The organism is Brevibacillus fortis (assembly GCF_046196545.1).
Taxonomy (GTDB): domain Bacteria; phylum Bacillota; class Bacilli; order Brevibacillales; family Brevibacillaceae; genus Brevibacillus; species Brevibacillus fortis_A.
In genome coordinates, this window is sequence record NZ_CP176370.1 from 5,981,849 (window position 1) to 5,993,418 (window position 11,570).

The window sequence follows — 11,570 nt, forward strand, 5'->3', positions numbered from 1 at the left end:
CTTGCATCAGGCTTATTGGGGAACGTTTACTTTCCAACGGGACAAGTCCAGTTCTTCCTTTTGGATGCTCTCAGGCGGGAAAATAAACAGCCATGGCTTGCTGGTATTGGCATTTACAGTCAGGCTTCCTAGTTCAAACAGACCTTCTGCCACTTTATCTCCGCTTGCATCATACAGCGCCAGCGGCAATTTTTCGAAGGACAGTGACTGGGTAGAACCATTACGAATCAAAAGCATCGCATTCAGAGCACCACTTTCGGTTCTCCGAATCTGCACACTTTGTATATTTACTTCTCCCTCTTTTAGAGCAGGAAGGTTCTTCGCTAATTCAATTAAGGACGTTTTTTGTTCATCAGTCAGCGCCTTAATCCAGGATTCCTCCAGTTCCAGCTGCTGTGGAAGAACCATCTTCTTCTGCGCCATCTCAAAAGCGATCTTCCAATTCACGAGAAGAACTTCTACCTGTAAAAAGTGCTCTCTGGCAAATACAAACGACCACGGTCTTGCAGAACGCGGCGGAATTTCTCCAAGCTCGCTGAAATCAAAGGATTGGCGGGTAAACAGCTCCTGATCCCCAAACAGTACCACCAGTGTCATCTCATTCAGGCTGATTGGACGGTCCGTGCTGTTCCGGACAAATGCTACCACTTCAATCCCGTCGTCATGCGGAACAAGTGAAGTCCCTGCCAAGGAGATATTCCCTGGCTGCAAAGGTTCCAGTTCCTGAGCCATAAAGGAGAGCGAGTATTTCTCTTGCGCCCCCAACTGCTTCTCCCACAATTCATGCAGCGAGAGTGTTGTGATGACGCCAGTTGATTCCTCGTGTATCTGTTGCGCTTCCTGATGAGACTGTTCGGTATCAGCAGCGGAAAGGATCGATTCCTCCTGAACCTGCTCTCGCACCTCATTGGTTGTCGGTTTATTCCCCATTAGATTCTTCAAGAAGGATAACATATCGTCGCTCCCAACTTTTCTCTTCATCTATATATAGTTACATTCGTCATCCACTATAGCATAGTGACATCCTTTTGCAACATAGAAAACTTGGCATTCCAAGCAGAAAACAAACGGTTTTTGCAACCTTTTCACAGCATGATTCGTACTGTTAGTTATGTTAGGATACCCGTACGCAACAGGGGATGTCAAGGAATGGAAGGATGGACGGTGGGGCAAAAAGGAGAACCTGGTTTGCTCGCATCCTCAAGGACCGTTTCTTAGTCGGTCTATACCGTGCAAACACCCTTGATCGTTCAGCGTGTCTTTGTCGCATATCTTTCGTCGCATATCTAATGAAGAAAAATTTTTAAGCTATCGAGCTGTCGAAGATTTTGTGTATAACATTTCCAAAATGAGTTAAAGTTTACAACGTTGTTTATTATTGATAAAATGTAAGGGTCTAAACAAATAACTTGGGGAATTTCTTTTTGGCCAACTGTCGTGTGCAGTTGGTTCTTTTTTATGTTTATAGCAAAATAGCCTATCACCAGTGCGATAGGCTATTTCTGATTTTCTAATTTCTTTGTGGTGTTGGATTCATAGTCACATCAATTCATAATCCTGCAGTAGCATTATCAACGATAAGCCACACATGCTCATGCCCATTTACGTTTTGATTTGTTTAATTTACTTGAACGAGTTCAGTCTTCCTGACTTATCCACTCGCAAATACTCGGTTGGTTTATTGCCTCCACCCATACCTTCTATCTGATGTACCCTGACTTGTACAAATGTTTTTTTCAGTTTCTTCTATTATAAAGACGATTTGTCCCTTTCAATTATTTCATTTACCTCCTCCATAGTGATAACGTCGTTGATATGTCGTGGTAGTTATTAACATTTTTGTATAATATTTTTCATAACAATAAAAACAAAAACTTATCCTGCCTAAGGATGAGCTTTTACTACTAGGTTAGAGGACTATTCGTTAATAGAGTGGTCCTTTTTAATTGTCCAGTTTTATTTTGCTATTTTTTCAAAATTTCATCTTCCAAAGGCAAAGCTACACTTCCATATTGTGGGGATTTCCATTACTTAGCAATCAGCTTCATCCATATTCCTTTTTTCTACAAATGATCGGCAACATGATCACTATGAAAATACTGGTAGGACGTGATTTGCTGGAATTGGTGAACAATTAGAAATTATTGTAAGGGTTAGTGCTATTAACGGTACAACTGTTGAAGTTAAATTCAACAAAGAAGCAGATGCTGTATCTTTGTTCAAAAATGGTAAAGATGGCGAATTCGTAGATAACGTAGTAGCTTTCAAAGCTATCGATGCTGCTGCTGATGCTGCTGGTGCATTGAAAGGTCAACTGAGCGTAGACGGAAAAACATTAACTGTTACTACTACTAATGCAGTTTCCAAACGCTATAACGTAGTTATCCAGAACCTCAAAGCTAAAGATGGTTCTACTTTTGTTAAATATGACGATGTTGTAACTTTCGCTGGTGATACCACCGCTCCAACAATCGTTTCCACTGTAAAAGATTCCGCTAGCACATTCACTGTTACATTCTCTGAACCAATTAGTGCAATCGGTACTGTAACATACAAATATGCTGACGGTACTCCAGTTACAGCTGGTATTGGCCATAACTTCACTACTACAACTGACAAAGTGACTTTCACTATGACTGGTGATATCGCTGCTGGTAAAACAGTAATTGCGACATTGATCGGTACGCAAGACACTGCGAGCAACCTGCTCACTCCAAACCCTGCAACTGTAACAATGGTTAAAGGCGCATTGGACGGCGTTGCTCCAACAGTTTCTACTATCGCTCAAACTGGTGCAACTACATTTACTGTTAAGTTCTCCGAGCAACTCGCTAAGAACCCTACTACAGTTAAAGTTGGCACAGAAACAATTGCTGCTGATAAAGTAGTGAAAGATACTACTGATCCTACTCTTTATCATGTAACGGCTCCTGCTGTACTTGACGGTGCTCAAACTGTTGTAGTTTCTGGATTCCAAGACCTCAGCGGTGAAAATGGTGTGGAAACTAGCAAAGTTGTAGTGTTCACGAAAGATGCAGCTGCACCAAAAGTTGCTTCTTCTAATGTAGTAGTTGATGCTACTGATAGCAAGCAATATCTTGAAATGACCTTCGATAAAGATGTTACACTTGCTACTGGTGCAAAAGTAGCTGGTGCTGGTTCTTTTGTTAAAGACCATATCACCAATGCTATTACTGGTGCTGAAGCAGAAGTAAAACAAGATGCAACTAATAAGAAAGTAGTTCGTGTAAATCTCGATACTTTCTTGGGAACTGATACTGATGTTGAGGGTGCTACTTACAACCTCGACCTGACGTTCACTGGTGTGACTAGTGCTGCAGGTGTAGATGTTGAAAAAGCTAAATCTACATTCACTCGTGGTAAAGATGGTGTGCCAGCTAGTGATGCAGTTGTGAAAGTAACAGCTGTTGAGCAAGGTACTGACAACAACAAAGTAAAAGTTACTTTTGACCAAGCAGTAGACGGAGCTTCTGCTACGAATGCAGCTAACTACAAAATTGACGGCGCTGTTGTTGAATCCGTAACATTGCTGCCAGCTGAAATTGCTAATGGTGTAACTACACAAGTTGCAGTTCTGAATCTGAAAGCAGGTTCTAACGAATTCACTGGTAAACGCAACATCAACATCTCTGATGTGAAAGCTCTTGGTTCTGCTAAAGTGATGGAGCCATACCTCACTAACGGAACATCGCTTAATGAGAACGTTGCCCCAGTTGTAACTTCTGCTAAGCTGACTGGAACAACAGAAATCACTTTGACTTTCTCTGAAGCTGTTTTGGATACTACCGGTGCAGACTTCGAAGTTTTGATTGGTGGTCAAGCGCAAACACCTGCTAACAATGTAGATGCTGGCGTTGGCGCTGATGCTAAAACTACTGTTAAAGTAACAATTGCAGAAGTTGATGCAGATAAAATCGCTAAAGGCCTCTCTTTGAAAGCATTGGAGACAATTGATGTGAAAGATGCTGCAGGAAACGTTTTGTCCGTTCCAGCTAACATTGTTGTTACTCAGTAATCGAAACATTACTTCATAAGCTCATCGAAAAGAGCAATGGAAGTGGAAAGAGTGCCCCATACGCAGAAATGTGTACGGGGTCTTTTTCTGACCGTCCCAAAAAATTTGTAAACTGTTGCAAATGGTGGAAGGGACTATCGCTATCATGCGCTAGTCCCTTTCATTTACATTTACATATACTGAATACTTATAACTTTTATAATCACATAACACTTTCGTTTCACTGTATGTAAATATCCAAATAACGGTTATACTAATCGTGTTCTTTATTTTGAATTTATTCTTTCTGCTTACGTACACTGGCATTCATGGTGGTGTTTCGAAACAAATGGTGTTAACTCAAGCTATAGTTCTATTCTTGCAATACTTGTTCTCTATTGGCCGGAGTGAACAAACAATAACGGGATATAAAAAGGATCTCACCTACTTTACCCGTTTTTTGGAAAGTAAATACAACTGTGAACCGTATGTCGATGAAGTAACAGTTACGGATATTGAGGACTTTCTTTTATATCTCAAATCAGAGCGATCCTATGCTCCTGCCAGCAGACAGCGCAACCTTCATACGTTTCGCTCATTCTTTGCATATGCGCATAAAAAGGAGTGGGTTCCTCGGAATATTGCATTGTCCGTTGAGAAAATAAAAATACAACAAAAAGAAAGAACATACCTAGAAGAAGATGAGGTAAACGATCTAGTAAATGCAATCAATCACTCACTAATAAAACTAGTGGTCATGGTTCTCTTCTTGACTGGTATGCGCATATCCGAATGCCTGAACCTCACAATACATGATGTAAAATGGGACCAGCAGGTGATTCACGTAGTGGCAGGTAAGGGAAACAAAGATCGATTTATTCCCATCTCTCCCCGTTTACTACCCATGTTGAGAGAATACGTACTACATCATCGACCTGATTCAGATTCTAATCGGTTCTTTTGCACTAAAAAAACCGGGAAGCTGTCGCCGGTTTACGTTAACCGAGAAATTACGGAAGCAGTCAAACGATTAGGGTGGAGCAAGAAAGTGACAGCTCATATCCTCCGCCACAGCTTTGCAAGTCAACTAGTCAAAAAGGATGTTAATCTGGTACAAATACAAAAACTTCTAGGACATTCATCTTTGAACGTAACCAGTGTTTATACTCATACCAATCTGGATCAGTTGCGAGATGCAATCAACCATTTGTAGGTGAGAGTATAAAGAATCCAAACACTTTAAAAGAGATATATAGGAGTGTAGAGTGTGGATATACGTACAGAGAAAAAACCCATCTATGATGAGCGAGTCAATGAGATATTGCGAGGCATGGTGGAGGGAAAAACGAGAGATGAGTTAGCGCAGGAACTGGGACATAAGAATTACAAGACGCTAGATATATACATGCGTCGCAAGAACTTTATGTGGGATCGTTATAAACAAGCCTATGTACCTATACATACACATACCGAGAAGTGGGACCCAAGCAATGATTTAATGAAGTCTTCAATGGAGTCGACGATCCTCTCCCTCTTTCAGAAAGAGGGAGCAGATGCGAAGACGATTGCCAAACGTATGGGCTTTCAGGATCATCGTGAGCTTGCGACATATATGAAGGCAAAAGGGTACAAGTGGTGTTCTGATACGAAGAACTATGTGAAGGAATATGGGAAACTGACTGATAAGCAAATAGTCCGTAACGAAGCAGTAACGAGTTCCTCTAAGGAAATCCCGCTGGAAGAACTTGAGGAGCCTTTTGTAGGGGATAGAACCGGTCTTATGGGTTCGAACCAGATAGATCAGTATCTTTCCCTACTCGAGCTTTTGGAGCGCAACAGAGGCCGTTTAATCGATCTGGTCGTCCCTGGCTCGGAATCAGGCAAAGTTCCTCGATATGCCGTACCTGGCGTTTTCGTTACGAAGTCTGTTCATATGACAAATACACTTGATCAAATGGTGCGTGAATACAGTAAGGAAAAAAATATTAGCCAGCGAGATATATTTGCTGTAGCATTGATTGAGTTTTTTAAGCGGTATGGCTATGAGAGAGAGATTAGTACGTTGATTGGAAAGTTTTAAATTCAAATAGTCACTTTCATTATAAATAATTCGTAGGTACTGGCCTCCCCATCTATGTTTTTACGCTTAGCTTGGGAGGCATTTTATGTAGTGGCGTCTTTCTCTTTGCCGCTATCAAAGCGACTTTTCATTATAACTATTGCTTTTTAGAATGAAAATAACGCAAGAAGGTCATGTAAAAAGAGTCTGCCTCTGCGAGTCAGACTCTTTTGGGGTAAATACGAAATCCACCGACAGATATGATAAGCCCCGTATTAAGCCTTCTTTTAATAATCTTGGTTAAACTTCGTTTCTATCTATTTTTGATTACGCTCGCCCCAGAAACAGTGATATTTTGGCGGAATATCCCTTTGCCATCATTGAGTGAGGCAATTTTGTCTGCAACTTCAGAAGGTGTTTCTGTACCTTGTAGGGTAACGGTAACAGTCTCGTTTAAAAAGAAGGATCCGTCGGTATAGTTAACACGCACATCCATCGCTCCAGAACCAACCTCAGTAATTTCAAGTTCATTTACCTCAGCTACTCCTCCCGTACCAGCAACTCCTTTGTTCCATTCTGAACCTACTCCAGTGACACCTGTCGCGTCTAGATCTTCTAACGTGATGGTAATATCTTTGTCTGCCTCTTGAGTCGGTTCATTAATATAAATAGACGTTCCACTTCCTGTAATATTATAATCTGCTTTTAACTCTTGATAAATCGCATCATATAGCTGGAAAAAGATCGCTGAAGCACTGTCATTCATTTTCAACAGTCGTCTTAAACAGCATGAAACGCCAAAAAGGACTGCAGAAATGATCTCTCTCTGCAATCCTTTTTGGAAATTGTTCATTTGTAGACTTGAGAAACTACAATGCCCATTGTAAGTTCTCGTATCCTTCTTATCCGCTGACTGGGTTCCTTCGCTCCGGCCAGTTTTCTCCTCCCCGCCTGTGTTGCCACTACGGATACAAACGGCAAGCCATCTACACTACTACGAACCCGCTGCCATCTTATCAGCCTCACTGGTGCTATCCCACCTCTTCTGATAAGACTTCAAACGTTCCACCTTGTCTATCCCTTGTTTTGCTGACCTTAGGTCCCCACTATACAATCCGAGAAAAACAGGTTTAACAGCCTGAATTGTTCCTGTTTCGTCTGTGCGATCTCGCGTACATCGACTGTTGCCAAAACCCTAGCGCTTCATTACCTGACAACAGCTATCTCGTATTGGGTCACCATGGATTCGTCTCCTGACCATAGCCAGCTTTTAAAGAGCCCCGCCTTGCTTCTTCCACAAGTACGACTTCACCTGACTTCACGAGAGCAATTGGTATAGGACTGCTTCCGTGCAGGAGGATTAGGCACATGAGTATCTTAGGCTGTTCTCATGGATTGGAATTGCGCCAATCTATTCGACAGGGTAGTTAGAGAATAACCTCTTAGACTTTGCAATGATGCTCTGTCTAAGAGGTTTTCTCCACTTTTTTCACTCAGTTGAGTTTATGAAGTAACGTTTCGTGATTTTATTAAGGATTGTTTACCTTAGTAACTTCAGCTTGAACTTCTGCCAGAGTCAGGTGTGTGGCGGAATTTGTGCGGGTACAGCTTGAAGCCGAGCTGCTTTTCCATGCCTTCTAGGAGCGTATTGACCGTGTCCTTGTGCAACTTCTCCGCTCGCTGACTCAGAAGAAGATAGGGACTGTCTCTGTGCTTGTTTCCTTGTCTTTCTGAACGAATGTACTCCTTGATTAGATCGATAAGGTCAGGGCGAAGAGGAACCTCTCTGTACTTCCCACCTTTGCCTGTTACCCGTAGCGTGTTAGTGAGGTAGTCTAGGTCACTCAGTTGAATCCCGCATAGTTTCACTCACACGAACACCCGTGTACAACAGAAGCCAAACAATCAGGTGATTCCGTAGGCTGACTTTGCTCCTGTCCTGTACGAAGAACAGCAACTGGTTGACCTCCAGCTCAGAAAGTACATCCACCTCTCTCTCCCTCACTGCCAGCGGCCACCGTGATCCTGTCTTTCCGTAGCGTGACGACCTGTTCTGTAGCCAGCTTGCGGTCGATCAGAAACAGGTTGAACGCCTGTACCGAGTTGATATTTTTGTTGATGGTTGCCAATGCGTACTTGTTTTCTGTCAGGTAGTTCTTAAAGCTGGAGACGTAGAAGCGTTTCAAATCGGTCGGTTGCTCCACGCCCATTCCTTGCAAGAACGTACAAAAGCCTTTCACGTCACCTACGTAGGATTCAATTGTCTTTGGAGCAATCCCGTTCTCTACAAGGTATTGCTCGAACTCCTTGATCGGATTCAATATTTCTCCCTCCTGAAAACGCAAAAATGCCCTGCTCCTTTTGATTGGCGCAGGGCGGTTACTCTCTACTACTAGACGTGAACTTCCGAAAAGCGTGCCATATCTTAACCTTATCGTTACTCCAAGCCTGACGGACATCCTCTGGGTCGAGAATGCGGTAGTGCTTGCAACGGAAATTGAACTTACTATTGATTCTGGTACAGGTGAACTTTTAAACGCAGAGGAACTTTCTTCAATTCATCTATCGGCAATAGAAGAACTTGAAGATGAAACCGGAGAAAAACTAGACAAGAATTTCGAAATATCAGAGCATGAAGTTCAGGAGTTGCATCTGGAAGAAAATACAGGTGAGGAAGTCTCCCTTCGTTCAAAAACAGGAGGTTCGGGTGTTAAACTTGTAGCGGGTCTGATAATAGATGAACGAAACAAAGAAATCGTTTCGTATGTAGAAATTGAGGATATCAATGTTGCCAGGGTGGCAATGATTACCGGGAAAGTAACATTGGAGTCTTCAACTAATCGGAAACGATCATACCGTGATGAAGATGTTTTTCACTACACCTTTACAGCTCCCGAAATAAAAGAAACAGCAATGAAAGTAAGCGATCCAGTCAGCATTGTAGATACAAATTTTTAGCGGACTGTAAGCACGTCATTAGCAACATGGCCCAATGGAAAATCCGATGCAGACCATAAGGTAGGAAAAGAATTTTTGCTTAACAAAAAGGGTATTGAATATCCTAAGTATAGAGACGCTCATAGTAGAATAAAAATGTTTGAGCCTGATGAAGCAGACCTCGCTTGGCTTCCTAAATCCCAGCGAGAACAAAGAGATCCAGGAGTTAGGAAGGAATATATTAAATGGTATGAGAATAAGTATGGTGTACCAAATTTTAATTGGAGCGATGTAGATATCCACCATATTATTCCATTGGCTTATGGTGGGTACAATGACTTCGACAACTTGATTCCATTACCAGAGGATTTTCATAGGCAGGAAGTTACCCCTTGGTGGGCATCTTATGGTAAGTACATACCAGATGGAGATGACTACTAAAGCAGGAAAGGAGATCTGCTTTTGGAAGGAAATATTTGCTTAATGGCACTAGAGGGATTGAAAAGTCGGCTTGATAAAGACAACACACTGTTGGTGCAAAATCCAGGAGGGGATGTGTATCAAGCAGTTTTTTCATTTAATACTCCAGCAACTGATTCTGAGATGGAAAAATTTATAAGAGTTACAGGATGGAGCATACCAGTAGATTTCCAAAAATTCATAAAAATACACAATGGAGCTAGGCTCTTCCGGGACATAAAATATGGAGGTGGATATGAGCTATTAAGCCTAGAGAAAATTATACACAATCATCTTGATTATATGCCTAAACATTGGTATCCAATCTCTGTGAGCAATGGTGACTATATCTTTATTGATTCAAATCGTGTAAAAGAAGGAAAAGCGCATTATTTAGTTCGCTTTGATCATGATGATGACGTTATTCCAGAAAATGGATCAACTATGAAGATGAATTTTGAAACTTGGTTGGAAAGATTAATCATTGCTCAAGGAACAGAGTTTTGGACTTGGTAAGTGGAAAGAAAGAAGGGGCTGTTTCAAAAGTCGATTTTTCGACTGAGAGACATCCCTTTTTTAATAATGGGACTTCTCTAGTTTTCTAGTTGTTTCGTCAGCTGTGACAGCTACGCTGGTTTGGTTAACGTGGGAATTTCGCGTTTTGCTGACGGCACCATTGTGAATTACATGATCGCTAAGGTCTTACCGTACAAATTTCGCATTTGGTTGGCGGTACCCCTAACTGCATTCTTTATATTATGCAGGATGTTCAGTTATTTATCTTGATATGATGTTATTTGAAAGTACTTAGTGGCAATCCCTCAGGAAGAGTTATGCAGCGAGTTTTTTTAGTGTTTTGCAGCTAGTCCTGGCAAAAGAAAGAGCCTGCCTCCTTTTCGAGGCAAGCTCTTTTTCTAACATCTTTGAACACAGCAGAAATGTTTGCCCTATTAATGAACAACACCTGTCGCTTTGCTGGTTACATCACCAGACAAATCCTTCACTTGATTCGAAACAAAAGTCATTTCCAATTCGAAATAGCCTTGACCAAGTGCTCTCGGTTCAGTCTCAAGATATAATATTGGACGATTACGATTGGAGAGATCCCATCTTATGGACTTAACCTTGATCGTGTCTGTCGTATCATTTACAGGATAGTAAAAATCTACACGTGAATTTACAATCAGATCCACAATATTGTTTATAGCTGTGGTCTCATCATCTAAAGGCTCGTCAAACGTAACTTCTAACTCTGTAAACCATTCATGCCCAGGATCGGTTATTGTTGCCTTAGCAGGTGTTGAGTTCGTAACTGTAACGATAAACGTCTGAGAAACGGTACCGCCCTTTTGATCATCTGCCGTCAGCGTTATATTTGCGATCCCAGCAGCTACCGGTGTTATGGCCAGGTCTGTTCCCTGGATGTATACTGTTGCGACCGATGAATCACCCGAAGCAGCTGTCAACTTAAGCTGATCACCGTCATCATCGCGAAAAGCATGACTTGCGTCTAATGTGAATTCTCCGTCATCCACAGACACAACCTGTGCGGCAATGGAATCTTGGACAACAGGTGCATGGTTGCAATTCTCGACTTATAACCTTCTATTTTAGAGGGCTTTCGATTCGAGCCTACACCGTGCAGGCGACTTTCATCGCACACGGCGTTTCATCAACCAATAAGAAGGAATGAAATTCATGAAACAACAAAGAGGATTGCAGAACGAATCCTTCTGCAATCCTACTTTGTTGTTCTTCATTTGTAGACTTGAGAAACTACAACGCCCATTGTAAGTTCTCGTATCCTTCTTATCCGCTGACTGGGTTCCTTCGCTCCGGCCAGTTTTCTCCTCCCCGCCTGTGTTACCACTACGGGTACAAACGGCAAGCCATCTACACTACTACGAACCCGCTGCCATCTTATCAGCCTCACTGGTGCTATCCCACCTCTTCTGATAAGACTTCAAACGTTCCACCTTGTCTATCCCTTGTTTTGCTGACCTTAGGTCCCCACTATACAATACGAGAAAAACAGGTTTAACAGCCTGAATTATTCCTGTTTCGTTTGTACGATTTCGCGCACATCGACTGTTGTTAAAC

Annotated in this window: 10 protein-coding genes and 1 pseudogene; 6 read left to right on the top strand and 5 right to left on the bottom strand. The window is 42.0% G+C overall.

What is annotated here, in order from left to right:
• Positions 1-12: 12 nt before the first annotated feature.
• The gene (locus ACKKE8_RS29085) at positions 13-954 is read right to left on the bottom strand and encodes an accessory Sec system S-layer assembly protein (RefSeq protein WP_409176056.1); all 942 of its coding nucleotides are present in this window, start codon (positions 952-954) and stop codon (positions 13-15) included.
• Positions 955-2,215: 1,261 nt separating this feature from the next.
• On the opposite strand from ACKKE8_RS29085, the gene ACKKE8_RS29090 reads away from it, so the two are divergent.
• The 3 genes from ACKKE8_RS29090 (at position 2,216) to ACKKE8_RS29100 (ending at position 6,095) form a co-directional block, all read left to right on the top strand.
• Entirely contained in the window at positions 2,216-4,036 is a 1,821-nt protein-coding gene (locus tag ACKKE8_RS29090; protein WP_409176057.1) for a hypothetical protein, read from the top strand.
• Positions 4,037-4,364: 328 nt separating this feature from the next.
• Positions 4,365-5,228 carry a tyrosine-type recombinase/integrase gene (locus ACKKE8_RS29095; RefSeq protein WP_409179224.1) on the top strand — a complete coding sequence of 288 codons (864 nt, stop codon included), beginning with the start codon at positions 4,365-4,367 and terminating at the stop codon, positions 5,226-5,228.
• 54 nt (positions 5,229-5,282) lie between these two features.
• A complete protein-coding gene (locus ACKKE8_RS29100; RefSeq protein ID WP_409176058.1) occupies positions 5,283-6,095 on the top strand; it encodes a hypothetical protein in 813 nt (270 codons plus the stop codon).
• Positions 6,096-6,387: 292 nt separating this feature from the next.
• Here ACKKE8_RS29100 and ACKKE8_RS29105 read toward each other — a convergent pair whose 3' ends face one another.
• The 3 genes from ACKKE8_RS29105 to ACKKE8_RS29115 all read right to left on the bottom strand — a co-directional run bounded on the left by ACKKE8_RS29105 (position 6,388) and on the right by ACKKE8_RS29115 (position 8,395).
• Complete coding sequence (locus ACKKE8_RS29105; RefSeq protein WP_409176059.1) at positions 6,388-6,840, bottom strand: hypothetical protein; 453 nt, start codon at positions 6,838-6,840, stop codon at positions 6,388-6,390.
• A gap of 788 nt (positions 6,841-7,628) precedes the next feature.
• The gene (locus tag ACKKE8_RS29110; RefSeq protein ID WP_409176060.1) at positions 7,629-7,943 is read right to left on the bottom strand and encodes a tyrosine-type recombinase/integrase; all 315 of its coding nucleotides are present in this window, start codon (positions 7,941-7,943) and stop codon (positions 7,629-7,631) included.
• A 104-nt stretch (positions 7,944-8,047) separates the two neighbouring features.
• Positions 8,048-8,395 carry a site-specific integrase gene (locus ACKKE8_RS29115; RefSeq protein ID WP_409176061.1) on the bottom strand — a complete coding sequence of 116 codons (348 nt, stop codon included), beginning with the start codon at positions 8,393-8,395 and terminating at the stop codon, positions 8,048-8,050.
• Positions 8,396-8,555: 160 nt separating this feature from the next.
• Between ACKKE8_RS29115 and ACKKE8_RS29120 the strand changes: the two genes are divergently transcribed.
• The 3 genes from ACKKE8_RS29120 (at position 8,556) to ACKKE8_RS29130 (ending at position 9,986) form a co-directional block, all read left to right on the top strand.
• Positions 8,556-9,032 carry a hypothetical protein gene (locus ACKKE8_RS29120; protein WP_409176062.1) on the top strand — a complete coding sequence of 159 codons (477 nt, stop codon included), beginning with the start codon at positions 8,556-8,558 and terminating at the stop codon, positions 9,030-9,032.
• 75 nt (positions 9,033-9,107) lie between these two features.
• Positions 9,108-9,452, top strand: coding sequence for an HNH endonuclease (locus ACKKE8_RS29125; RefSeq protein ID WP_409176063.1), 345 nt, complete (start codon positions 9,108-9,110; stop codon positions 9,450-9,452).
• Positions 9,453-9,473: 21 nt separating this feature from the next.
• A complete protein-coding gene (locus ACKKE8_RS29130) occupies positions 9,474-9,986 on the top strand; it encodes an SMI1/KNR4 family protein (protein WP_409176064.1) in 513 nt (170 codons plus the stop codon).
• Between the two features lie 434 nt (positions 9,987-10,420).
• Here ACKKE8_RS29130 and ACKKE8_RS29135 read toward each other — a convergent pair.
• Positions 10,421-11,041: pseudogene (locus tag ACKKE8_RS29135) on the bottom strand (hypothetical protein); the annotation flags it as partial.
• Between the last annotated feature and the right edge of the window lie 529 nt (positions 11,042-11,570).

Coding starts and splice junctions, on each gene's coding strand:
- ACKKE8_RS29105 (WP_409176059.1), bottom strand. CDS start 6,840: ATGAATGACAGTGCTTCAGCGATCTTTTTCCAGCTATATGATGCGATT.
- ACKKE8_RS29085 (WP_409176056.1), bottom strand. CDS start 954: ATGTTATCCTTCTTGAAGAATCTAATGGGGAATAAACCGACAACCAAT.
- ACKKE8_RS29095 (WP_409179224.1), top strand. CDS start 4,365: ATGGTGTTAACTCAAGCTATAGTTCTATTCTTGCAATACTTGTTCTCT.